Here is a 25,011-nt window from a genome sequence, read left to right on the forward strand (position 1 = left end):
CTTTATAAAATATTTTTTATAACAATAACAACGTATTGACGCCAATACTCAAACATGATCAGTGCCGCGCAGAGTGCCGTGCAAGGGTGTTTCAGTCGTTGTGAGTAGGCTGAGCATCCCGGTCGAAAGACCATGCGCCATGATGTTAGTGTTCATGTTCGGTATTGTTTCTGTTGCGCTTGCACGGTGCACATCCCGGTTCGGAACACTTTGGTGAGTGGCCAGAGTTTCTGAACCGGGGACATTGCCGCTGCCGCCCGGCAGGCTACAATGATCGCCATGACGACTCGTTTCACCAATCTCATCAAGCTCAGCGTCGGCAGCGAAAGCGTCGAATCCATGGCGGACTGGCAAACGTCGCGCCGTGCGCAGACGGCCGACGGGTTACCGCGGCACGTCACGCGGATGTGGCCAAAACGCAGCGAAGCGATCCTCAATGGCGGATCGCTGTATTGGGTCATCAAGGGGCTGGTGCAATGTCGGCAGCGCGTGTTGCGACTGGATGAGGTCACCGGCGAAGACGGCATCCGCCGCTGCGCCATCGTACTGGATCCGGAAATCATCCGTGTTGCACCCTCGCAAAAACGCCCCTTCCAAGGCTGGCGCTATTTGCAACCAGAAGATTCGCCCGCCGATCTGGGCGCGCGCCGCGCCTCCGAAGACAGTTTGCCGCCGGAACTGGCGGGCGCGCTGGCCGAGATTGGCGTGCTTTGATCGCAGCGTTTGCGCCATGCGCTGAACAGCGCATGCAGCGACAGGTGCGGTGCCTGCCCCTAAAGGCCCAGCCTGTCCAGCAACTGCTTCAATGCCGCGCGTTCCGCCACGGACTTCTGCGCCTTGCGGCTGCGGAACAGTGTCGCCTGGGATCGCAGGATCGGCCCGTCGCCCAAAATCTTCAGGTGGTTCGCGCGCAGCGTCTCGCCGGTCGAGGTGATATCGGCAATCGCCTCGGCCGTCAGGTTCTTAACCGTGCCTTCGGTGGCACCCTGACTGTCGACAAGCTGGTAATCGGCCACCCCACCTGCCCGCAGGTAATCCCGCACCAGCCGGTGATATTTCGTTGCAATCCGTAGCCTGTGGCCATGTTCGGCCCGAAACGCCGAAGCCACCGCATCGAGATCGTCCAGACAGTCGACATCCACCCAGCAACTCGGCACCGCAACGATGAGATCGGCGAACCCGAAACCAAGCGCGGCCATCTCTTCGACCTGCTGATCCCATTGCACCAGCTTTTCGCGGACAAGATCGGTGCCGGTCACGCCAAGATGCAACCGCCCCGCCGCAAGCTCGCGCGGAATCTCTCCGGCCGAAAGCAGTACAAGCTGCACGTCCTCCACCCCGTCGACCTTGCCGGAATATTCGCGTTCCGACCCGGTGCGCGACAGGGTCACGCCGCGTTCGCCGAACCAGTCGAACGTCTTTTCCATCAACCGCCCCTTGGACGGCACACCCAGTTTGACGGTCATTGCCCGCCTCCCAGAATTTCGATCAAACCAGCCCGGATCACGCCGCCAACCGCCGGAATCTCGGCCCCGTTTCCCAACCTGCGGGTCAGCGCGTCATAGCGCCCGCCGGTCGCTACGGGCGGCAGATCGGGACGCCCGGCAGCGTAAAAGCCAAAGACGAACCCGTCGTAATATTCCATCGAGGTCCGGCCATAACTGGCTTCGAAATCAAGGTGTTCAATGTCGACCCCGCGCTTGTCCAGCGCGTCGATCCGCCGCGCAAACCGGTCCAGCGCGCCCGAAATGGCGGGCAGGTCCACCGCAATGTCGCGCAACCGCTCCAGCGCAAAGGGACAGGTTTCACGCACTGCCAAAACCGCGTCGAGCGCGGCGACCTGCGCCTCGGACAGCGGGCGATCCTGCGCATCCTCGCGCAGCGCCTCGATACGCGCCGAGATTTCCGCCACGCTGCGCAGTCCGATCATCGGGCCGGCATCTGCCAACGCATCTTCGGCGCGGAGCAGCGCCGCGCGCGACGCAGGCACGGGACTGCGCCCGGCGAACCGATCCAGAAGCGCCCGAAAGCGTCGGGGCCGCCAGATATGCCGCATCAGCGCGGCACGACGCCGCGCGCTGGTGTCCAGCCCTTCGACCGCGGCCATCAGGATGCCGATATCACCAGTTGCCGGGTGCAGCCCCAACGGCGCAAGCGCGGTGTGAAACAGCGCAAACACCTCGGCGTCGGCGGCGTCCGGGTCCACACGGTCGAACACCTCATAGCCAACCTGGATATATTCGTTCTCGCGCTCGGGGTGGTCCTCCTGACGACGGAACACCTCCCCGGCATAGGTATAGCGCGCGGGCTCCGCCCCGCCTGTCATGTGCATCTGCACCACCGGCACGGTGAAATCCGGCCGCAACATCTGCTCGCCGCGTGACGGGTCCTGCGTGACATAGGCCCGTCCGCGAATATCCTCGCCGTAAAGGTCCAGCAGCACCTCTGCGGGTTGCAGAATGCCGCAATCCACACGTTGGGCACCGGCCTGTTCGAAAAACGCCAGCAGCCGCGCAGCTTCGGCGCGGGTCACAGTAGACGGCACGTTCATTGCTGCTCCAGGATCTCGCGGACCTTCGCAACCAGATCGCCGCGTGCAACCTCGTATTGCGAAGGCCGTTCCTTCCATTCTTCCAATGTCGCATTCTCGGCCATCTGCTTGCCGAGGATCAGGTCCTTGATCTGCACGATGCCCTGCGCCTTCTCGTCACCGCCTTCGATCACCGCGACAGGCGAGTTGCGCTTGTCCGCGTATTTCAACTGGTTGCCGAAATTCTTGGGATTGCCAAGGTAGACCTCTGCCCGGATGCCTGCCGCCCGCAGTTCCGCCACCATCGCCTGATAATCGGCCATGCGGTCGCGGTCCATCACGGTCACGACGACAGGCCCCGCCTCATGGCTTTGGATCCGGCCCTTTTCACGCAGCGCCGCCAACAAACGGTCCACCCCGATGGAAACGCCGGTCGCAGGCACTTCCTGCCCGGTAAAGCGCTTGACGAGGTCATCATAACGCCCGCCCCCCGCAACAGAGCCAAACTGACGCTTGCGCCCCTTCTCGTCGAGGATTTCAAACGTCAGCTCCGCCTCGAAGACCGGCCCGGTGTAATAGCCAAGACCGCGCACGACGGATGGGTCAATCACGATCCGGTCGGGACCATAACCTTGGGCTGCCAACAAATCCGCGATCTGTTCCAGTTCATCCACACCTTCTGCGCCGTCCGAGGAATCGCCAATCGCCGCACGCAGTTTTGCCAGTGTATCCTTTGCATCAGCGCCCTTGGACGTCAGGAACGCCAAGACAGGTTCGGACTGTGCATCCGTCAGGCCCACTCCGTCAATATAGGCACCAGAGGCATCCAGCCGCCCCTTCCCCAACAGCTCGCGCACGCCAGCCTCGCCCACCTTATCGAACTTGTCGATGGTCCGAAGAACAGCGTCGCGCTGTCCATCATCGGAAAGACCCATGCATTCCAGCACGCCGTTCAAAACTTTGCGGTTGTTGACCCGCACGATATAGTCGCCGCGCGGAATACCCACGACCTCCAGCACGTCTGACAGCATCGCGCAGATCTCGGCATCAGCAGCGACCGACGCTGCGCCCACCGTATCCGCATCGCACTGATAGAACTGCCGATAGCGTCCCGGTCCCGGCTTTTCATTCCGCCAGACCGGTCCCATCGCATAGCGGCGGTAGGGCAACGGCAGATCGTTGCGGTGCTGGGCATAAACCCGCGCAAGCGGTGCCGTCAGATCATAGCGCAGCGCGACCCAGGCGTCATCCTCGTCCTGCCAGGCAAAGACACCCTCGTTCGGGCGATCGACATCCGGCAGGAACTTGCCCAACGCCTCGACGGTCTCTACCGCACTGCTTTCCAGCGCATCGAACCCGTAGCGATGATACACCCCGGCAATCTTTGACAGCATCGCGGCGCGGTCACTGACCTCTGCACCGAAATAGTCGCGGAACCCCTTGGGGGTGACCGCCTTGGGACGGGGTTGTTTCTTCACTTTCGCCATGGCGTGCATCCGGCTCCAACTCATGCGCCGCCCGTGTAGCCGCTCGTTCCGACAGGGGCAAGCAATGCGATAGGTCCGGAGGCTTGGACCACCGGGGGAGGCCGCGGCACGCGCCGGGGGCAGGATGCCCCAACTGCGTGTACGCAAATCGTAAACTGCGTGCGCGGCACGCGCACTCCGCGCGGTCACGCGCCGTCGATTGCACAAGCCGCACGCCCGCGCTATGCCACGGACGAAAGGATCCCCTCATGCCTACGGAAATCGAGACCCTTCAGGAAAAGCTCGCCCATATGATGCGCGCCCTCGACGATCTGTCAGAGGTCGTGGCCCGTCAGGATACGGAAATCGCCACGCTCACCCGCCGGGTCGAAATGCTGATGCAGCGCGAAGCCGGGCGCGAGGCCGAAGGCACTGGCGGCGTCGTCTTGGGGGATGAGCGTCCGCCCCATTATTGAAGCGGACGCAGTTGAAACGGACGAGGCTCAGCGGCCTTTCATGCCCTGCGCCAGAAGTTCTCCGTCATGCAGGAGCAGTTCGGCCCAGCGGGGGTTACTGGCGAAATTCTCGTAGATCGTGACGAAGACGGTCTTCTTCTCCATCCGCGCGATCCCTCTGCCACACGGTTTGCCCCGCGCCGCGCCGCAGACCCTGCGCTTGAGCGTCTCATACGCCTCGTCCGTGGCCGAAACGGGTTGAGAGTCCGCAGGCAACCCATAGCGCAGCTGCTCGTGCATCGAAGGCGACCCGAACATCACCAGCGCCCCGGTGATCTGCCTTGCGCATTGGTCGTCAAAGCCGGTCACATAAAAACTGTGTGGCCCCGTCGATCCCGGCGCACTGTCGTACAACGTGTATCCGCGGCCACGTTCCGGGTGCCGGGCGATGGCCTTTCCCAGTTTGCGGTCGGACACGCCGCACAGCACGCCTACCTCGCCATATGGCAGCGTCTGCCCCATACTCACCGTGCCGCTTTGGCTGGCCCCTTTGGCAGATCCGCCGTCGAAGAACCGCGAGAAGAAACCGCCTTCGGGCCGCGATTCCGCCGGGGCGGGCAGCGCTTCGACCATCGGGGCATCCTCGGCAATATCCACATCTTCCAGCCGCCCCACCTTTTCCAGCGGGTCGGCGCAAGCTGCAAGCATCAGCGCCGCCGTCATGGCAAGAAACAGTTTTCTCAAAGCAACACCCATCCCGTTCAGACATTCAAACATAGCGTAACGCCCCCTCCGGCGTCCAGCGAACCGGCGGAGGACCGCCGGCTCTGTCGCCAGCAATCAGTCCCGCCCGACGCCGCAGGCATTGGGCGCGACGTGCGTAGGACGCCAGCGCGTCGTTCAGACCCGCACGGCCTAAAGCTCCTCGACGGCCATCACGCCGCCCAGACTTTTGATCGCGCCTTTGATCTCGGGCGTGATCGGAAACTGGCGATCCAGGTCGATCTCGACCTCGCCGGGCAATGCTGCATCCATCAGACACAACTGGACGGGTCCGCGCGCCGCGCGTTCCATCTGACCCGACGCGTTTTCCAGAACCTGCGCCACAGCCGCGATGGCGACAGCCTCCTCCACGAAGATCCGCACCCCCGCGCTGCCCGCGTCAATGACCATGTCGTCCATCTTCGCGGCTGACCTGATGGTTGGATCGAACTGCCCGTCATTGAACCGCGCCTCCAGCGTGACGATCACCTTGTCGGTGGCTTCGAACACTTGCCGGGCGGCGTTCAGATCCTTTTCCTCGCGTGCGAACATCGCGATGCCTGCCAGTTGCCCTGTCGGATCAGAAATATTCATCCGGAAATACCGCGACCCGCGCGAGGATTTCATCTCGCGAAACCCCGACACCATGACGCCGCATTTGACGATGGCCGCGCCGTCCTGCTCTGCCTTGGCCTGCGCATCGGCTATTGTCGAGATCCCCTTTCGTTTCAAAGCTGCGGCATAGTCATCCAGCGGATGTCCTGAAAGGAAAAAGCCGATGGCCTTTTGTTCTTCCATCAAGCGTTCCGACGCGACCCAATCGGCCACCGGGCTCAGCCGCGGTTCCGGCAAATCCTCGCCCGCCTCGCCAAACAGCGACACCTGGGCGGAGGCTTTCTGTTCATGAATAGCTGCCGAATAGGCAACCAGCGCATCGAGGCTGTCGAACACCTTTCGCCGATTGGGGTCGAGTTGATCAAATCCACCGGCCCGCGCCAACATCTCCAGCGCCCGCTTTCCGACGCGTTTCAAATCCACCCGCCGCGCAAAATCGTAGAGCGTCGAGAACGGCTTGCCCTGCCCGCCCCGGACTTGATCCGGGGCCTTTGCCGCAAGGTCCCGGGTCGAGCCCGGGACAGGTGCCGCGTCGTCACAGCGTGCGTTCACAATCATCTGCATCGCATCGCTGCCGACGTTCTTGAGCGCCCCCAGCGCGTAGACCAATTGCTGATCGACCACGTCAAAACCCGCTTGCGAGCGGTTCACACAAGGGGGCACGATGGGGATGTCCAGCCCGCGCCGGACCTCTTCGGCATAGACCGCCAGCTTTTCCGTCAGGTGGATATCGCAATTCATCACACCGGCCATGAATTCGACCGGATGGTTCGCCTTCAGCCAGCCGGTCTGGTAACTGACCACCGCATAGGCCGCTGCGTGGGACTTGTTGAAGCCGTAATTCGCGAATTTTTCCAGCAGGTCGAACACCTCGCTGGCCTTCTTCTTGTCAACGCCGTTTTTGGCCGCGCCCGCCTCGAATTTCGGCCGTTCGGCATCCATGGCTTCCTTGATCTTCTTGCCCATCGCGCGGCGCAGCAGGTCAGCGCCGCCAAGGCTGTAGCCCGCCATTTCCTGCGCGATCTGCATCACCTGTTCCTGGTAGACGATGATGCCCTGCGTTTCGGCCAGGATATGGTCGATCGACGGGTGGATGCTTTCGAGGTCTTTGCGCCCGTGCTTCACGTCGCAATAGGTCGGGATATTCTCCATCGGGCCGGGACGGTAGAGCGCCACCAGAGCCACGATATCCTCGATACAGGTGGGTTTCATCTGCCGCAGCGCCGACATCATGCCGGAACTTTCCACCTGAAACACGGCCACAGTCTTCGCCGCCGCATAGAGCTTGTAGGTCTTTTCATCCTCCAGCGGGATCAGGTTCATCTGGTTTTCGGCACCGGGTGCGGGTTCATAAAGCTGCGTGCCGTCGGCGGCCACATGCAGCGGGCGGCCCGATTTCAGGATCAGATCCACCGCGTTCTGGATCACCGTCAGCGTTTTCAGGCCCAAAAAGTCGAACTTTACCAGCCCCGCCTGTTCAACCCATTTCATGTTGAACTGCGTGGCCGGCATGTCCGAGCGGGGATCCTGATAGAGCGGCACCAGTTCATCAATCGGTCGGTCGCCGATCACCACACCCGCCGCATGGGTGGAGGCATTCCTCAGCAGCCCTTCGACCTGCTGGCCGTAGTCCAGAAGCCGGGCCACAACCTCTTCATTGCGGGCTTCTTCGCGCAGGCGCGGCTCGTCGGTCAGGGCCTGTTCGATCGAGACCGGTTTCACGCCCTCGACCGGGATCATCTTGGACAGGCGGTCCACCTGTCCGTAGGGCATCTGCAACACCCGGCCGATATCGCGCACGGCCGCCTTGGACAGCAGCGCGCCGAAGGTGATGATCTGCCCCACCTTGTCGCGCCCGTATTTCTGTTGGACGTACTGGATGACCTCTTCGCGCCGGTCCATGCAGAAGTCGATATCGAAGTCGGGCATACTGACGCGTTCCGGGTTCAGGAACCGCTCGAACAGCAGCGAATATCGTAGCGGATCAAGGTCGGTGACGGTCAGCGCGTAAGCCACGAGCGAGCCCGCGCCAGACCCACGCCCCGGCCCCACCGGAATATCGTGATCCTTGCCCCATTTGATGAAGTCGGCAACGATCAGGAAATAGCCCGGAAAGCCCATGCCCTCGATGATATCAAGTTCGAAATCCAGCCGTTTCTGGTATTCCTCAACGGAGGCCGCATGCGGGATCACCGCCAGCCGTGCCTGCAAACCTTCATTGGCCTGACGGCGCAACTCATCAACCTCGTCATCGGCGAATTTCGGCAGGATCGGATCGCGCCTGTAGGCCATGAAGGCGCAGCGCTTCGCGATCTCGACGGTGTTCTCAATCGCCTCGGGCAGATCCGCGAACAGCGTGACCATCTCTTGCTGCGACTTGAAATAATGCTGCGCGGTCAGACGCCGACGCGGTGCCTGCTGATCGACGTAAGAACCTTCGGCAATGCAGATCAGCGCGTCATGCGCCTCGTACATCTCGGGTTTGGGGAAATGCACGTCGTTGGTGGCGACCAGCGGGATGTTCATCGCATAGGCCATCTCGACATGGCCGCGTTCCGTCAGGCGCTCTTTTTCGGGCAGGCCGCCTTCACCGGGATGGCGTTGCAGTTCCACATACAACCGGTTGGCAAAGGTCTTGTGCAACCGTTGCATCAACTCCTCTGCCGCAGGCCGTTGTCCCTGTTGCAGCAGCATCCCCACCGGCCCATCCGGCCCGCCGGTCAGGCAGATGAGCCCCTCGGCATGACGGTCCAGATCTTCCAGCGTGACATGCGGCAGCGTCCCGTCGCCGCGCAGGTACAGGCAACTGTTCAGCTTCATCAGGTTTTCGTAACCACGTTCATTCTGCGCCAGAAGAACCAGAGGCGCCGGGTCTCGCATCCGCTCGCCCGGCGCGGGTGTCGTGAATTGCAGATCGACCTGACAGCCGATGATCGGCTGGATGCCTGCCCCGCTGGCGGTGACCGAAAACTCCAGCGCCGCGAAGAGGTTGTTTCTGTCCGTCACCGCCACGGCGGGCATGCCCGCGGCCTCGCACAGGCCCGGCAGTTTTTTCAGCCGAACCGCGCCCTCCAGAAGCGAGTATTCGGTATGGACGCGAAGATGGATGAATCGGGGATCATTGTTCATGCGGGCACGATATGGCTCGGCGTGCGCGGCGGAAAGCCCAAATCCGGCAGCAGAGGTCGTAGCAGTGACGCGGTCGCGTTTCTTTTATTATTTCACGCCCCGGCAAACATGGGCTGCGCGCGTCTCTCACAAGATCACGGCAACATCTGGATGGCGTTACCAGCGCAAAACCGGAAGGTCGGCGTTTTGCCTGCCGGACAGCGCCGCAAAACCTGGCCATTACCCGGTTTCTCAACGATTTTCGCCACTTTTTCCTTGCCAAGCCGATTTCCTCCTGACTAGCCTGTAAGATGAAGAGATCAGGCCCACGCACCTTCTACGCCGAATCGAGGGCGCGCGTCATGGGGGCATCAGGGTAAGGCGGCAGGTTTTCAAAATGAACATCACGTTTCTTCTGAACGGAGAGACCGTGTCCGCCCCGGCGGTGCCCGCGACGGCCACATTCCTGGATTGGCTGCGCGAGAGCCAGCATCTCACCGGCACAAAGGAAGGCTGCAACGAAGGCGATTGCGGTGCCTGCTCCGTCATGGTCACGGATGAACGGGGCACGCATGCGCTCAATGCCTGCATCCTGCTTTTACCGCAATTGCAAGGCAAGGCTGTGCGCACGGTCGAAGGGCTGGCCACGGATGGCGCGCTGCACCCGGTGCAGCAGGCGATGGTGGACCATCACGGCAGTCAGTGCGGCTTCTGTACGCCGGGCTTTGTCGTCGCGATGGCGACCAGCCATGCCAATGATGAGACTGACCACGCAACCGCGCTTGCCGGCAACCTGTGTCGCTGCACCGGCTATGCCCCCATCCTGCGCGCTGCAAAGGCGGCCGAGGCTCAGGCAAAACCCGCATGGCTGAAGACCGATCAGGACTACGCGCTGACCGATACCGGGTCCGATACGGTCGCCACGGTGCCGGAGGGCGATCAGCCCGACGCGAGCGCGGAGGCGGCCGCGGCTCTGCCGGGGTCCTCCGACGCGCTCGCCGCCCTTTTGCTGGAACATCCCGAAACCACGCTGATCGCAGGGGCCACGGATGTTGGCCTCTGGATCACGAAACAGTTGCGCGAACTGCCGCGCACGGCTTTCCTGCATCTCTGCCGCGATCTGCAAGACATCGACGTTACCGAAGACACCATCCGCATCGGTGCCGCCGTCACCATGGACCGCGTGCTGACGCTGATAGAGGACCACCATCCCTCCTATGCCACGATGATCCGGCGTTACGGCTCTGCCCAGGTCCGGGCGGCGGCGACCATCGGCGGAAACATCGCCAATGGCTCGCCGATCGGGGACAACCCACCGGCTCTGATCGCCCTTGATGCCACCCTCCATCTTCGCCGGGGCGACACCCGCCGCGACCTGCCCATCGAGGCGTTCTTTCTCGATTACGGCAAACAGGACCGTGCCGAGTCCGAATTTGTCGAGGCTGTCAGCATTCCGCGCCAACCCGACCGGCTGAAATGCTACAAACTGTCGAAACGGTTCGATCAGGACATCTCGGCTGTGTGCGGCTGTTTCAATATTACAATCAAGGACCAGACCGTCAGCAATGCCCGCATCGCCTTCGGGGGCATGGCCGGCACGCCGAAACGGGCAAAGGCGCTGGAATCCGCCCTGATCGGCCAACCCTGGACGCGTGACACCATCACCCGCGCAATGCCCGAACTGGACCGTGATTTTGAGCCGATGTCCGATATGCGCGCCAGCGCCGCCTACCGACTGGATGCCGCGCGCAACATGATCCTGCGATATTTTCTGGAGGACTCATCCGGCCTCTGCACGATCTCGGAGGTGACGCCATGAGCGTGACCAGACCCCTGCCCCACGATTCCGCCGCGCTGCATGTTCAGGGCACGGCGCGCTATATCGACGACATTCCCAGCCCGGCCGGCACACTGCACCTTGCCTTTGGCCTCTCCGAGATCGCCTCTGGCCGCATCACCGCAATTGATCTTGCGGCGGTGCGCAGTGCCCCCGGCGTTGTGGCGGTGCTCGAAGCGGGCGACCTGTCCTTTGACAACGATGTATCGCCCTCCATCCATGACGAGCCGCTGCTTTCCGGCAAATCGGTACACTATGTCGGCCAGCCGATCTTCATGGTCGTGGCCACCAGCCATCTTGCGGCCCGCAAGGCCGCCCGAATGGCGCGGATCGACTATCAGGAACGCGACGCCATCCTGACCATCGAAGACGCCTTGGACGCCGATGCGCGTTTCGAGGAAGGTCCGCGGATCTGGGAAAAGGGCGATACCGAAGAGGCAATCGATTCCGCACCGCACCGCGTCGAGGGCCGGATCGAGATGGGCGGGCAAGAGCATTTCTACCTTGAAGGTCAGGCCGCCATGGCCTGGCCGCAGGAAAGCGGCGACATGCTGGTGATGAGTTCCACCCAGCATCCGACCGAAATCCAGCACAAGGTGGCCGAGGCCATCGGAAAGCCGATGCATGCCGTGCGGGTTGAAACCCGCCGGATGGGCGGTGGTTTCGGTGGCAAGGAAAGCCAGGGCAACGCGCTGGCCGTTGCCTGCGCCGTGGCCGCACGCCTGACCGGCAAGCCCTGCAAGATGCGCTATGATCGCGATGACGACATGACCATCACCGGCAAGCGGCACGATTTCCGGATCGACTATCGCGCGGGCTTTGACGATGACGGCGTGCTGACCGGCGTGGAGTTCTTGCAATACACCCGCTGTGGTTGGGCGCAGGATCTGTCCTTGCCGGTGGCTGACCGGGCGATGCTGCATGCCGACAACGCGTATAATCTGCCCGCCGCCCGGATCGAAAGCCACCGTTTGCGCACCAACACCCAATCCGCCACCGCCTTTCGCGGCTTTGGCGGGCCGCAAGGCATGGTCGGGATGGAGCGTGTCATGGATCACGTCGCGCATGATCTGGGGCTTGATCCGGCGCAGGTCCGTCAACGCAACTATTATGCGGCCAATCACGGGGCCGGAAAACCTGCCCCGACCGAGCCAGCGACGCCGTCGCCCGAAAACCTCCCCGACCCGGAAAATGCGAATGTGGACGTCACCTCGCGTGGCGCTGTCGGCGCAATCGCCCAAAACGGCGTGGCCCCCGATCCGGCGGGGCATCAGACCACCCCTTACGGCCAACCGGTCGAGGATTTCATTCTGCATGAGATGACCGACGCGCTGCTGGAAAGCGCGGACTATGCCGCGCGGCGGGTGCGTGTGGCGGAATGGAACGCGCAGAATGATGTGCTCAAGCGCGGCCTTGCGATGACGCCGGTGAAGTTCGGGATTTCCTTCACGCTGACGCATCTCAATCAGGCGGGCGCGTTGGTGCATGTCTATCAGGACGGCTCTGTTCATCTGAACCATGGCGGCACAGAGATGGGACAGGGGCTGTTCCAGAAGGTGGCGCAGGTCGCCGCCGCGCGGTTCGGCCTCCCGCTGGAAGCGGTGAAGATCACCGCGACCGATACCGGCAAGGTGCCCAATACCTCGGCCACTGCAGCCTCTTCCGGGTCCGATCTGAACGGCATGGCGGTCAAGGCCGCCTGTGACGAGATTGCCGGGCGCATCGCGGCCCATCTGGGCGGGTTGCATCAGGTGCCTGCCGAAAAGGTGCGCTTTGCCGATGGGCGCGTGTTCGTTGCAGAGGAATCCTATACCTTCGAAGACGCCGTCATGCTGTCCTATGAGGCACGGATCAGCCTGTCCGCCACGGGGTTCTACAAGACGCCCAAGGTGCAATGGGACCGGATCAAGGGTCAGGGGCGGCCGTTCTTCTACTTTGCCTATGGGGTGGCAGTCAGCGAGGTGGTGATCGACACCCTGACCGGCGAGTACCGCATCCTGCGCGCCGATATTCTGCACGATTGCGGTGCCTCGCTGAACCCGGCCATCGACATAGGCCAGATCGAGGGCGGCTATGTGCAGGGCGCAGGATGGCTGACCACCGAAGAACTGGTCTGGGATGACAAGGGTCGGCTGCGCACCCACGCGCCATCAACCTACAAGATCCCGGCAGCGGGCGATTTGCCAGAGGTCTTCAACGTCGCACTTTGGGACGGCGACAACCGCGAGGACACGATCTACCGCTCCAAGGCCGTGGGCGAACCCCCCTTGATGCTGGGAATTTCCGCGCTGATGGCACTGTCAGACGCAGTGGCAGCCTGCGGAACGGCCTATCCGGCGCTGGACGCACCAGCAACACCCGAACGGGTGCTTGCGGCGGTGCAAAGGGTCCGTGATGGCGTTTGACCTGCACGGATTGCGAAACGCGGTAACGTCGCATGGCAGCGTCGCGCGGGTGGTCGTGGCCGATACTGCCGGATCGACGCCCCGCGAACAGGGCGCGGCGATGCTCGTTTGGACTGATGGGCAATCCGGGACCATCGGCGGCGGAGAGTTGGAATACCGCGCGGCAAAAGAAGCCCGCGCGATGCTGGAAACGGGCGGCGACAGTGAAGTGCGTCACGCGCTTGGCCCGTCGCTGGGACAATGTTGTGGCGGCGCTACCGTTCTGCGGACCGAGATTTACGATATGGCCCGCGTGGACACGCTTAGCGACGATGTCATTGCACGCGGTCCCGGCGAGATGCCCCTCTCGGTTCGCCGCCTGCTGGCAGAGGCCCGCGGGCAAGGTCGCCAACCAGAGGTGCGGCGCCTTGACGGTTGGCTGATAGAGCCTGTGGCCCGCCCTCAAACCCGGCTGTGGATCTGGGGTGCCGGCCATGTCGGCCGCGCGCTGACGCAGGTTCTGGCCCCCCTGCCCGGCATGGCGATCACTTGGGTGGACACCGGACCGGAACGCTTTCCCGATAACGTGCCCGCCGGTGTCGATATACTGCCTGCCGCCAAGCCTGAATTTCTGGTGCACCACGCCCCGAAAAACGCCCATCACCTGATTCTGACCTTCTCGCACGCGCTGGACCTGGAATTGTGCCACCGTCTGCTTGGCCACGGATTTTCCAGCGCCGGGCTGATCGGCTCTGCCACGAAATGGGCACGGTTTCGCAGCCGTCTGGCGGCATTGGGCCATGCAAAAGCCTTGATTTCGCGCATAGATTGCCCGATTGGCGACACGACGTTGGGGAAACATCCGCAGGCGATTGCGGTCGGCGTCGCAGCGGCCATACTGGCGCGCGACACAGCAACAGCGCGCCGCAGCGGCGTAGAGGACAATTGTGCATGAATGACGTGCTTCTCGGGCTGGAAGGTCTGACAAAGGCCTATCCCGGCGTGGTGGCCAATGACGATGTTTCCTTCGACATCCGCGAAGGCGAGATCCATGCGCTGCTGGGTGAAAACGGCGCGGGCAAGTCAACGCTGGTCAAGATGATCTATGGGCTGGTCAAACCCGACAGCGGCACGATGACGCTGCGCGGCGCGGCGTTTGAACCCGCCGAGCCGCGCGCCGCACGAGCCGCAGGCGTGGCGATGGTCTTTCAGCATTTTTCGCTGTTCGATGCGCTCAGCGTTGCCGAAAACGTGGCACTTGGCATGGAAAACCCGCCGAAACCGCGTGATCTGGCGCGGCAGATCCGCGAGGTTTCGGAAACCTACGGGTTGCCGCTGGACCCCGGACGCACCGTCGGTACGCTGTCTGCGGGCGAACGCCAGCGGGTCGAGATCATTCGCTGCCTGCTGCAAGATCCGAAACTGCTGATCATGGACGAGCCGACCTCTGTCCTGACGCCGCAAGAGGTGGAGATCCTGTTCGAAACCCTGCGCAAGCTGGCATCCGAAGGCACGGCGATCCTGTATATCAGCCATAAGCTGGAGGAAATCCGCAGCCTGTGCGACCACGCCACCATCCTGCGTCTGGGCAAAAAGGTGGCGACCTGCACCCCGGCCGAGGCTTCGGCGCGTGAGCTGGCCGAGATGATGGTGGGTGCCAGTTTCGAGACGCCCCAAAAGGCAGCCAGACAACTGGGCGAGGTGATGCTGGACGTGCGCGGCCTGTCCTTGCCCGCCCCCGGTGCTTTTGGCACGCCGCTGCGCGAAATAAGCTTTCAGGTCCGCGCGGGCGAGATTCTGGGCCTTGGCGGGGTGGCGGGAAATGGTCAGGACGAATTGCTGGCGGCCCTGTCGGGCGAACGCCTCAGCGGGGCCGATGTGATCCGGCTGCGCGACCGGCCGATCGGCAATATGGGTCCGACAGAACGCCGCGCGCTTGGCGTGCTCAGCGGTCCAGAGGAACGGTTGGGCCACGCCGCCGCCCCGGATATGAGCCTGATCGAGAACGCCGTTCTGACCGGTGCTGGGCGCATGGGCCTGCTGTCTGGCGGCTTTATCAACTGGCCGAAGTCAAAGGGCTTTGCCGAAGACGTCATTCGCACCTTCGACGTCCGCACCCCAGGATCGGGCACAGCCGCGCGGGCACTATCGGGCGGCAATTTGCAGAAGTTTGTCATTGGCCGCGAGGTCCTGCAATCGCCTGAGGTGCTGATCGTGAACCAACCCACCTGGGGCGTTGACGCCGCCGCCGCTGCAGCCATCCGGCAGGCGCTTTTGAACCTTGCCGCCAACGGGGCCGCTCTTGTGGTCATCAGCCAGGATCTTGACGAATTGATGGAGGTCAGCGACCGCTTTGGCGCTCTCAACGAAGGCCGCCTGTCGGACTTGCGCCCGGTTGACGGGCTGACGGTGGAAGAGATCGGGCTGATGATGGGCGGCGCACATGACATGGAGGTTGCCCATGTCGACGCGTAACCACCCAGAACGCAGCATGAGGGAGTCCACGGGAATGCGCAAAGGCCACAGATACTGAGGCTGGAAAAGCGACCACAGCCATCGCAGCTTTGGATGGTGCTGTCGCCAGTCATTGCCGTGTTCCTGACGATGATTGTCGGCGGCATGATGTTTGCGATCCTGGGAAAACCACCGCTTGAGGCGATCAAGGTGATCTTCTGGGATCCGCTGTTCAACGACCAGTTCGCGTCCTATTCGCGGCCGCAATTGCTGGTCAAGGCAGGGCCGCTGATCCTGATCGCCATCGGCCTGTCGATCGGCTTCAAGGCGGGGATCTGGAATATCGGTGCCGAGGGCCAATACATCATGGGCGCGATCTGCGGCGCGGGGGCGGGGTTGGCCTTATACCCATCTGAAAGCTTTCTGATTTTCCCGGCCATGGCGCTGGCCGGTGGGCTTGGCGGCTGGGCCTGGGCGATGGTCCCGGCGGTGCTGAAAACCCGCTTTGGCACCAATGAAATCCTCGTCTCGCTGATGCTGACCTATGTGGCGCAAAGCATCCTGATCTCTGTCTCATCCGGCCTGCTTCGGAACCCCGAGGGCATGGGATTTCCCGGCTCGCGCAATTTCAAGCAATGGGACGCAGCCTTCAATGCCGAGCTGATTGCCAATACCGGCCTGCATTGGGGTGTCGTCGCGGCGCTGATCGCGGTGATCGGTGCCTATATGCTGATGAGCCGTCATATCATGGGGTTCAATATCCGCCTGACCGGCGAGGCCCCGCGCGCCGCGCGGTTCGCCGGGGTAAAACCAGCACGCGTGGTGTTCTTCTGCCTTGGCATTGCCGGGCTGCTGGCCGGCGCGGCGGGCCTGTTCGAGGTCAGCGGCCCTGCCGGACAGCTTACCGGATCATTCAACGCAGGCTACGGCTTTACCGCGATCATCGTCGCCTTTCTGGGGCGTCTGCACCCCGTCGGCATCCTGCTGGCCGGGTTGTTGATGGCGCTGACCTATATCGGCGGTGAACTGGCACAGCTGATGCTGAACCTGCCCGGCGCGGCGATCCAGCTGTTTCAGGGCATGATGCTGTTTTTCCTGCTCGCGGCGGATGTGTTCACCAACTTCCGGCTTCGCTTTGGCAAGAAAGGTGTTGCCTGATGGATCTGTCCTCTATCAATCCGGTCCTGCTGATCGCCTCTGTGATGGTCTCGGCGACACCGATCCTGCTGGCCGCTATCGGTGAATTGGTGGTCGAGAAATCCGGCGTTCTGAATCTGGGCGTCGAAGGAATGATGATCACCGGTGCCGTCGTGGGCTTTGCCGTTGCCGTCAGCAATACGTCGCCGGGGATGGGGTTTGTCGGGGCGGCGCTTGCGGGCGCATTGCTCAGCCTGCCATTCGCGCTGCTCACGCAGTATCTGATGTCAAATCAGGTCGCCACCGGACTGGGCCTGATGATGGTGGGGCTGGGCCTGTCCAGCCTGATCGGCAAACCCTTTGAAGGAATGAAAGCCCCCCCCTTCCCGAAGGTTGAGATCCCGCTGCTGTCGGACCTGCCGATCTTTGGCAAAATGCTGTTTTCGCATGACATCATGGTCTATTTCAGCGTGGCCCTTGTCGTCGCTGTCTGGGCGTTTCTGAAATACACCCGCGCCGGGCTGATCCTGCGCGCGGTTGGCGAGGCGCATGACAGCGCCCATGCGCTTGGCTACAAGGTCCGGCATATCCGCATTCTGGCCATCTTGTTCGGCGGTGCCTGCGCCGGGCTTGGCGGCGCATACCTGTCACTGGTGCGCGTGCCACAATGGACCGAAGGCATGACCGCCGGTGCCGGCTGGATCGCGCTGGCCATCGTGGTCTTTGCCTCCTGGCGGCCCGGTCGTGTCGCGGTGGGGGCTTATCTGTTTGGCGGCGTCAGCGTCCTGCAACTCAACCTGCAAGCCGCGGGCGCGGATGTGCCGGTCGCGCTCTTGTCGGCATCGCCCTATCTGATTACCATCCTTGTGCTGGTGATCATCTCGGCCAGGGGCGCGCATGCGGCGCCTGCCTCCCTTGGCCGTCCATTCCATGCCTCTCGCTAGAGGCCGCATTTACCACCAACGGGGAAACCTCACATGAAAAGAAGAACTCTACTGACCTCAGCCGCGCTTGCGCTGGCCCTTGGCACAACCGCATTCGCGCAGGACGAAGAGATCACCGCCGGTTTTATCTATATCGGCCCTCCGGGTGACGGCGGCTGGACTTACGAGCACGATCAGGCCCGCCAGAAGATGGAGGCCCATTTCGACGGCAAGGTCAAAACCATCTATCAGGAAAACGTGCCGGAATCCGCGGATGCGGAACGGGCAATCACCCAGATGGCTCTGACCGGGGCGGACATCATCTTTACCACCTCTTTCGGTTACATGGACCCGACGATCGCGGTGGCCCAGAAATTCCCGGATGTGAAATTCGAACATGCCACCGGGTACAAACGCGCTGACAACGTGTCGACCTACTCGGCGCGGTTCTACGAGGGCCGCGCGGTTCAGGGCCATATTGCGGGCAAGATGACCAAGACCAACAAGATCGGCTATATCGCCTCCGTGCCGATCCCCGAGGTTATCCGCGGCATCAACTCTGCCTATATCCACGCCAAGAAAGTGAACCCGGATGTCGAGTTTTCGGTGATCTGGCTTTACACATGGTTCGACCCGGCGAAAGAGGCCGACGCCGCCCGCGCGCTGATTGAAAACGGCGCGGATGTGGTGCTGCAACACACCGACTCCACCGCGCCGCAGGCGGCCGCGCAGGAGGCGGGCAATGTCATCACCTTCGGGCAGGCATCCGACATGGCGGAATATAAGCCCCTGCCGCGCGTTTCCTCGATCATCGACGATTGGGCCCCCTATTATATCGCCCGGACACAGGCCGTTCTGGACGGAACATGGGAATCCACCGACACATGGGACGGTATCGGCGCGGGCATGGTCGGCATCGGCGAAATTACCGACGCCGTTCCCGAAGACGTGAAGGCCGAGGCCTTGGCCCTGAAAGAGGCGTTGGCCTCGGGCGAATACCATGCCTTCACCGGACCGCTGAAAAAGCAGGATGGCAGCGATTGGCTGGCAGAGGGCGAAGTCGCCGATGATGGTACATTGGCGGGCATGGATTTCTATGTTGAAGGTCTGACCGCAGAGATCCCGAACTAAGCCACCCTTCGCAATACGCAATATTCGGGCGTCCTGACCTGTCGGTTGGGGCGCCTGCTTGCGTCTGGGCATTCTGCTAACGGCTTTGGAACAACGCGCGGCCTGATCCACCTTAGATCGGGTCTTTTCTTTGCCTCCGCGCCGTGCCACCGTCCCCCCATGACCCAGCATATCACAAGCCCCGATGGCACCCATGGTCCGCAATTCGCCTTTGGCGCCATGCAATGGGGAGGCCGCGCAGACGAGGCGCAATCGCGTGCCATGTATGAGGCCTGCCGCGAGGCGGGGATCGTGCATTTCGACACCGCCCATGTCTATACCGATGGCAGGTCCGAAGAGCTGTTGGGCAAGTTCGCCGGGCCGGATCGGGACGCGCTTATCATCGCAACCAAGGCGAATTTTCCCGGCGGCGGGACGCGCGACAACATTCTGGAAAGTATCGACACCAGCCGGAAACGGCTGGGCATGGATATGGTCGACATCTATTACATGCATCGCTGGGACAATGACACGCCGTTGGAGGAAACCTTCGACGCGCTTGCCCAGCTGAAACAACGCGGCGCGATCCGCTATATCGGCGTGTCCAATTACGCCGCATGGCAGGTGATGAAAGCGCAATCTGTCGCCGCAAAGTTCGACCTGCGCATCGACGTGCTGCAACCGATGTATAATCTCGTCAAACGTCAGGCAGAGGTTGAGCTTTTGCCGATGTGCGCCTCCGAAGGCATTGTTGCGGCCACCTATTCGCCGCTGGGTGGCGGGCTGTTGACGGGCAAATACGCGCGCGGCGACAGTGGGCGACTAGACAGTGATGCGCGCTATACAAAGCGTTACGGCCCCGCCGAGATGCACAAGGCCGCGTCCGGACTGACCGCATTGGCCGAAGATCTGCGCACGGATCCGGCAACGCTGGCGGCCGCCTGGGTGGCGCGACATCCGTCCCGACCGGTGCCGCTGCTGTCGGCCCGGACGCCGGAACAGTTGGCCCCCTCGCTTGCCGCCATGCAGTTTGACATGGACGATGCAGTTTATGCACAGGTTTCGACGCTTTATCCCGCACCGCCCCCTGCCACTGATCGGTTGGAGGAAGCGTGACCGACTTTCTGATCATTGGCGGCGGCATTGCCGGCGTGTCTGCTGCGGCGCGCCTGTCCGCGTTGGGCAGCGTCACCCTGTTAGAGGCCGAGGATGCGTTGAGCTATCACGCCAGCGGACGTTCGGCGGCGGCCTTTCTGGAAAACTACGGCAACGATGTGGTGCGCGCCCTCAATCGGGCCAGCGCCGACCATCTGCACAACGCAAATGGTGGGGTTCTGTCGCCGCGCGGGCAGTTGCTGCTTGGAGGCCCGGATGAGCCTGACAGGTTTGCCGCACAGGCGCTGGATTTCGGGCTGACCGAAATCTCGGCCACAGATGCCCGCGCCAGGGTGCCAATCCTGAACCCGGCAACCGTCACACGCGCTGCCTGGCGTCCGGATGTCTTTGACCTCGACACCGATCTGCTATTGCAGAATTTCCTGCGCGAAGCACGCGGCAATGGTGCCGAGGTTGTAACCCGCGCCCGCATCTCCGCGATCCGTCGCATGGATGGCCGCTGGTGCGTGTCTGACGGCACGCGCGACTGGGAGGGCACGCATCTGGTCAACGCGGCAGGTGCCTGGGCCGATCAGGTCGCCGCTTTGGCCAGGGTCGCGCCCCTGGGCATTCAGCCCTACCGCCGGTCCATGGCGCGGCTGCCTGCACCGGGGGGGCATGACGTCAGTGGTTGGCCCTTTTTCGCCGCCGTCGATGACCGCTGGTATGCCAAACCCGATGCGGGTGCCTTGCTGGTGTCCCCGTCCGAGGCGGACCCGATGGACCCGCATGACGCATGGGCCGACGATATGGTGTTGGCCGAAGGGCTGGCCCGCTACGAGGAAATGGTGACGGAACCCGTGACCCGCCTGCTGTCCAACTGGGCCGGGCTGCGCAGCTTTGCCCCCGACCACGCGCTTGTTGTCGGTGCCGATCCGGCAGAGCCGGCGTTCATCTGGGTTGCTGGTCAGGGGGGTTACGGCTTTCAGACCTGCGCCGCCGTCGCCGACCTTGTGGCGCATCTGTTGAACGGAACCCCGCCTGTGCTTGACGCGACGACTGTAGCGGCCCTGTCGCCCGCCCGGTTCCACTGACACCGCTGCCTCACCAGTGCGCGATCCATTCAGGCGACACATCTTCGCTGCGAACGCCATGGCGCGTGTGATTCCCGCTCAGATCATCGCAGTCTTTGCCGCATCCGGAGACACGGCTCGTTCAGGCCGGTTCTCGTGGTTATTGCCGGGCTGCCGGTCAGAACCGACGCAGCCGAGCCTGACAATCGACGCGCGCCGACCTACATGCCAGGAATGACATCGCTTCCTGCCCCTCTTCAGCGCTGGTTCGACACGCGCGGCTGGCAGATCCACCCGCACCAGCAGGCCATGCTGGACCGGGCCGCCGCCCCGGCGCTGTTGCTGATCGCGCCCACAGGCGGCGGCAAGACGCTTGCAGGCTTCCTGCCGACGCTGGCAGAGCTTGGGGCCGATCCCGCGCAGGGGCTGCACACGCTTTACGTCAGCCCCCTCAAGGCGCTGGCGGCCGATATACGGCGCAACCTGCGTATCCCGGTGGACGAGGCCGGCATGGCCATCCGCATCGAGGACCGCACCGGCGACACCACCGCCACGCAGAAGAAACGCCAGCGCGCCGATCCGCCGCATATCCTGCTGACCACGCCCGAAAGCCTTGCACTGCTGACCTCTTACGCGGATGCGCCGCGCATGTTCGCCGGGCTGCAACGCGTCATCGTGGACGAGATCCACGCGCTGGCGGACTCCAAGCGCGGCGATCAGCTGATGCTGGCGCTGGCACGGCTTCAGACGCTCTGCCCGAATATGCGCCGCGTCGGTCTGTCCGCGACGGTCGAGGATCCACACGCCATTGCCCGGCTTCTGGCGCGCCATCCCGACCCCTGCGAGATCATCCTCGCCGATCCCGGCCCCGATCCGGACATTGCGATGCTGACCACCGACGCGGCCCCGCCCTGGTCCGGCGGAGGGGCGGCCCATGCGATACCCGCCGTTCTGGAACAGATCCGCCAGCATCGGACCACGCTGATCTTTCACAATACCCGTGCGCAGGCCGAGATTTTCTTTCACAACCTCTGGCTCGCCAATGACGAAGGCCTGCCGATCGGCATTCACCACGGCAGCCTCGACCGAACGCAACGCGAACGGGTCGAGGCCGCGATGGTGCGCGGCGAGTTGCGCGCCATCGTCTGCACCGGATCGCTGGATCTGGGCATCGACTGGGGCGATGTGGATCTGGTCATTCAGGTCGGCGCGCCGAAAAACGTGAAACGGCTGGTGCAGCGCATCGGGCGGGCCAATCACCGCTACAACGCGCCGTCCAAGGCGCTGCTTGTGCCTGCCAACCGGTTCGAGGTCGTCGAATGCGTGGCCGCCCTTGAGGCCGCCAAGGAACATGATCTGGACGGCGAGACCCGCGGCCCCGGCCCGCGCGACGTGCTGTGCCAGCATATCCTGATCGCCGCCTGCTCCGGGCCTTTTGACGCCGATGCGCTGTATGCCGAGATGACCAGCGCCGGGGCCTATGCCGGGTTGACCCGCGCCGAGTTTGACGACTGTCTCGATTTCTGCGCCACCGGTGGCTACGCCCTGCGCGCCTATGACAAATGGCAACGCCTGATGCAGCGCGCCGACGGGCTGTGGCAATTGCGCGACCCGCGCAGCGCGAAACGGATCCGCATGAATATCGGCACGATACAGGATACGGACACGCTCAAGGTGCGGTTTCGCGGTCGCGGCGGCAAGCCACTGGGCGAGATTGAGGAAAGCTTTGCCGCGTCGCTTAGCCAAGGCGACACGTTCCTGATCGGCGGCAAGATCGTGCGGTATGAGGGCCTGCGCGACATGACCGTAGAGGTCACGCGCGATCCCGGCCGCAAGCCCAAGATCGCCACTTTCATGGGGACAAAATTCGCCACCTCCACGCAGTTGAGCCAGCGCATCCTGCGGATGTTTCAACAGGACAACTGGCCGGACCTGCCCGAACACACCGCCACTTGGCTGGGCCTGCAACGCGAGGTCAGCCGCCTGCCACAACCCGGCCGGTTGCTGATTGAAAGTTTCCCCCATGACGGGCGCGAACATCTGTGTGTCTATGGCTTTGCCGGGCGCAATGCACAGCAGACCTTGGGGCTGTTGCTGACCAAACGGATGGAGGAGATGGGCCTCGCGCCGCTCGGCTTTGTCGCGAGCGACTACGCGACGCTGATCTGGGGACTGGACGCCGTTCTGGACCCGGTCCCGCTGTTTGACCCGGTAGCGTTGGAGGACGGGCTGGAGGGCTGGCTGGCGGGCAATGCGGTGATGAAACGCACCTTTCGCGCCTCTGCCACAATCGCCGGGCTGATAGAGCGAAACTTTGCCGGACAGCGCAAGACCGGGCGGCAGACGACGATGTCCTCGGATATCCTCTATGACACATTGCTGAAATACGACCCCGATCACCTGCTGATGCGCATCACCCGCGAAGAGGCTTTGCGCGGCCTGGTCGATTTCAGCCGCATCCGCGAGATGCTGGACCGGGTCGGCGGACGGATCGACACGCTGCGCCTGCCGCGTGTCACACCACTGGCCGCGCCACTGTTCCTTGAGGTGGGCCGAGTGCCCGTTGCGGGCGAGGCCGACGAACGCCTGCTGGCGGAAGAGGCACAACGGCTGATGGACGAAAGCGGACTGGCGCAGGTCGACATTGGCGCCGACTGACCATTCTGTCGGCAAGGACAGGTCTTTGGACAAAGCTGGATTTGAGACAGCGACCCGTTTGCACAAGGATGCCAGTCCGCAAACATCCGGCTCTTGCCCCCAAGCGGTCCAAATGCAAGAACAAGCCATGAACACTCTACCGTTTCACTTTGCGGGTGCCGATTTGCTGGCGCTTGGCTCCGGCGCGCTTTGGTGGCAGGCGCGGGGCGTGTTATGCGTGTCGGACCTGCATTTGGGAAAATCCGCGCGCGCAGCCCGCAGCGGCGGGATGGAGCTGCCCCCCTACGAGGTTGCAGACACGCTGCAACGTCTGGACCGCGACCTGCAATTCACGCGCGCGCGCATGGTGATCTGTCTTGGCGACAGCTTTGACGACGCCGAGGCCGCGCAACGGTTGTCAGAGAATGCCTGTCTGCATATCGCGCGTCTTCAGGCCGGGCGTGAATGGGTCTGGATCGAAGGCAATCACGATCCCGGCCCTGTCGCGCTTGGCGGCAGTCATCAAAGCGAGGTGCGGATCGGCCCGCTGACCTTTCGTCACATATGCAGCGATACCACTGCCGAAGTCTCAGGCCATTATCACCCCAAGGCGCTGATCCGCACGCGCTCGCGCAGCCTGTCGCGCCCGTGCTTTCTGTTTGATACCCGACGTTTGATCCTGCCCGCCTATGGCACCTATACCGGCGGGCTGCGGTGCGACCGTACGCCTCTGACCACAATGATGGAACCAGAAGCGCAGGCGATACTGACAGGTCCGACCCCGCGGCGTATCCCGATGCCGCGCTAGGCAGATCTTCTCTATGGGCCCCGTCAACGCGGCAACCATAACGCCCATTGCCAAAGCCCGCGCGACATGGCTTCATCCGCGACATGGACCAGATCACACAGCGCATTCACGACAGCTTTGCCCGACAAAGCCTGATGGCCACGTTCGGCGCCGCGCTTGGACCTGTCACCGCCGGGGCCGTCACCATCCGCGCGCCAATCCTGCCGCTTGCCCTTCAACAGGCCGGTTTCGGTCACGGAGGGCTGGTGTTTTCGCTGGGCGACAGCGCTGCGGGCTATTCTGCCCTGTCGATGCTGCCCCCGGAGCAGGAGGTCGTGACCGCCGAGATGAAGATCAACTTCCTTGGCCCCGCCAAAGGGGACGAGCTGATCGCCCGCGGAAAGGTCATTCGCAACGGTAAGCGCCTGGTCGTGGTGACAGCAGAGGTCAGCGCCCGAACCGCCGAGAACGAGACCCCGATCGCGATCGTCCAAGGCACAATGGTGCCCGTTCCCACCTGAATATGAGCGCCCTTATGCCCCCGGTTCCGCGCTGTCAGGTGCCCACATCGCGCGGTCGCAATATTGGCCAGAAGACGGGCGATTGTCGTCAGCCCGGCACAAGCGTCAATTGAACAG

The 25,011-nt window shown here is 63.0% G+C and carries 20 protein-coding genes; 15 read left to right on the forward strand and 5 right to left on the reverse strand.

Translation table 11 applies throughout. The annotated features are described in order from the left end of the window. Positions 1 to 279 precede the first annotated feature (279 nt). On the forward strand, positions 280 to 714 hold the full coding sequence (locus DMZ65_RS10740; RefSeq protein ID WP_116599007.1) for a DUF1489 family protein: 435 nt from the start codon (positions 280 to 282) through the stop codon (positions 712 to 714). A gap of 59 nt (positions 715 to 773) precedes the next feature. Here DMZ65_RS10740 and hisG read toward each other — a convergent pair whose 3' ends face one another. Genes hisG through hisS form a run of 3 tightly spaced genes read right to left on the reverse strand, consistent with a single transcriptional unit; the run spans position 774 to position 4,017 of the window. Next, on the reverse strand, positions 774 to 1,466 hold the full coding sequence (gene hisG / locus DMZ65_RS10745; protein WP_116598913.1) for an ATP phosphoribosyltransferase: 693 nt from the start codon (positions 1,464 to 1,466) through the stop codon (positions 774 to 776). Further along, complete coding sequence (locus DMZ65_RS10750; protein ID WP_116598914.1) at positions 1,463 to 2,551, reverse strand: ATP phosphoribosyltransferase regulatory subunit; 1,089 nt, start codon at positions 2,549 to 2,551, stop codon at positions 1,463 to 1,465. Before DMZ65_RS10750 ends, hisG begins: the two co-directional genes overlap by 4 nt. Then, positions 2,548 to 4,017 (reverse strand): histidine--tRNA ligase, encoded by a 1,470-nt coding sequence (gene hisS, locus DMZ65_RS10755; RefSeq protein WP_116598915.1) that lies wholly within the window; start codon positions 4,015 to 4,017, stop codon positions 2,548 to 2,550. Before hisS ends, DMZ65_RS10750 begins: the two co-directional genes overlap by 4 nt. 248 nt (positions 4,018 to 4,265) lie before the next feature. On the opposite strand from hisS, the gene DMZ65_RS10760 reads away from it, so the two are divergent. Then, positions 4,266 to 4,472, forward strand: coding sequence for a SlyX family protein (locus DMZ65_RS10760; RefSeq protein WP_412780753.1), 207 nt, complete (start codon positions 4,266 to 4,268; stop codon positions 4,470 to 4,472). Positions 4,473 to 4,499: 27 nt separating this feature from the next. Here DMZ65_RS10760 and DMZ65_RS10765 read toward each other — a convergent pair whose 3' ends face one another. After that, entirely contained in the window at positions 4,500 to 5,228 is a 729-nt protein-coding gene (locus tag DMZ65_RS10765) for a hypothetical protein (protein WP_116598916.1), read from the reverse strand. 138 nt (positions 5,229 to 5,366) lie between these two features. Continuing rightward, on the reverse strand, positions 5,367 to 8,957 hold the full coding sequence (dnaE, locus tag DMZ65_RS10770) for a DNA polymerase III subunit alpha (RefSeq protein ID WP_116598917.1): 3,591 nt from the start codon (positions 8,955 to 8,957) through the stop codon (positions 5,367 to 5,369). Here dnaE and DMZ65_RS19465 point away from each other — a divergent pair. From DMZ65_RS19465 to DMZ65_RS10830, 13 genes are all read left to right on the forward strand, one after another. Then, positions 8,931 to 9,239 carry a hypothetical protein gene (locus DMZ65_RS19465; RefSeq protein WP_157960606.1) on the forward strand — a complete coding sequence of 103 codons (309 nt, stop codon included), beginning with the start codon at positions 8,931 to 8,933 and terminating at the stop codon, positions 9,237 to 9,239. The two genes, dnaE and DMZ65_RS19465, sit on opposite strands and share 27 nt — an antisense overlap. 94 nt (positions 9,240 to 9,333) lie before the next feature. After that, a complete protein-coding gene (xdhA, locus tag DMZ65_RS10775; protein ID WP_116598918.1) occupies positions 9,334 to 10,755 on the forward strand; it encodes a xanthine dehydrogenase small subunit in 1,422 nt (473 codons plus the stop codon). Then, entirely contained in the window at positions 10,752 to 13,178 is a 2,427-nt protein-coding gene (gene xdhB, locus DMZ65_RS10780) for a xanthine dehydrogenase molybdopterin binding subunit (protein WP_116598919.1), read from the forward strand. The genes xdhA and xdhB overlap by 4 nt, the downstream gene beginning before the upstream one ends. After that, positions 13,168 to 14,112 (forward strand): xanthine dehydrogenase accessory protein XdhC, encoded by a 945-nt coding sequence (gene xdhC, locus DMZ65_RS10785; protein WP_116598920.1) that lies wholly within the window; start codon positions 13,168 to 13,170, stop codon positions 14,110 to 14,112. The genes xdhB and xdhC overlap by 11 nt, the downstream gene beginning before the upstream one ends. Continuing rightward, positions 14,109 to 15,632 (forward strand): ABC transporter ATP-binding protein, encoded by a 1,524-nt coding sequence (locus DMZ65_RS10790; RefSeq protein ID WP_116598921.1) that lies wholly within the window; start codon positions 14,109 to 14,111, stop codon positions 15,630 to 15,632. Before xdhC ends, DMZ65_RS10790 begins: the two co-directional genes overlap by 4 nt. Before the next feature lie 51 nt (positions 15,633 to 15,683). Then, positions 15,684 to 16,769, forward strand: coding sequence for an ABC transporter permease (locus DMZ65_RS10795; protein WP_116598922.1), 1,086 nt, complete (start codon positions 15,684 to 15,686; stop codon positions 16,767 to 16,769). Beyond that, positions 16,769 to 17,692: an ABC transporter permease gene (locus DMZ65_RS10800; protein ID WP_198662671.1), complete on the forward strand. Its 924-nt coding sequence runs from the start codon at positions 16,769 to 16,771 to the stop codon at positions 17,690 to 17,692. Before DMZ65_RS10795 ends, DMZ65_RS10800 begins: the two co-directional genes overlap by 1 nt. 33 nt (positions 17,693 to 17,725) lie before the next feature. Continuing rightward, positions 17,726 to 18,802, forward strand: coding sequence for a BMP family ABC transporter substrate-binding protein (locus DMZ65_RS10805; RefSeq protein ID WP_116598923.1), 1,077 nt, complete (start codon positions 17,726 to 17,728; stop codon positions 18,800 to 18,802). 159 nt (positions 18,803 to 18,961) lie between these two features. Beyond that, the gene (locus DMZ65_RS10810; RefSeq protein ID WP_116598924.1) at positions 18,962 to 19,897 is read left to right on the forward strand and encodes an aldo/keto reductase; all 936 of its coding nucleotides are present in this window, start codon (positions 18,962 to 18,964) and stop codon (positions 19,895 to 19,897) included. Next, positions 19,894 to 20,970 (forward strand): NAD(P)/FAD-dependent oxidoreductase, encoded by a 1,077-nt coding sequence (locus DMZ65_RS10815; protein WP_116598925.1) that lies wholly within the window; start codon positions 19,894 to 19,896, stop codon positions 20,968 to 20,970. Before DMZ65_RS10810 ends, DMZ65_RS10815 begins: the two co-directional genes overlap by 4 nt. 213 nt (positions 20,971 to 21,183) lie before the next feature. Next, positions 21,184 to 23,607, forward strand: coding sequence for a ligase-associated DNA damage response DEXH box helicase (locus DMZ65_RS10820; protein ID WP_116598926.1), 2,424 nt, complete (start codon positions 21,184 to 21,186; stop codon positions 23,605 to 23,607). 127 nt (positions 23,608 to 23,734) lie between these two features. After that, positions 23,735 to 24,394, forward strand: coding sequence for a ligase-associated DNA damage response endonuclease PdeM (pdeM, locus tag DMZ65_RS10825; RefSeq protein ID WP_116599009.1), 660 nt, complete (start codon positions 23,735 to 23,737; stop codon positions 24,392 to 24,394). Positions 24,395 to 24,477: 83 nt separating this feature from the next. After that, complete coding sequence (locus DMZ65_RS10830) at positions 24,478 to 24,894, forward strand: PaaI family thioesterase (RefSeq protein WP_116598927.1); 417 nt, start codon at positions 24,478 to 24,480, stop codon at positions 24,892 to 24,894. Positions 24,895 to 25,011 lie beyond the last annotated feature (117 nt).

Source organism: Primorskyibacter marinus (genome assembly GCF_003313245.1).
In the GTDB taxonomy this organism is placed as follows: Bacteria; Pseudomonadota; Alphaproteobacteria; order Rhodobacterales; family Rhodobacteraceae; genus Primorskyibacter; species Primorskyibacter marinus.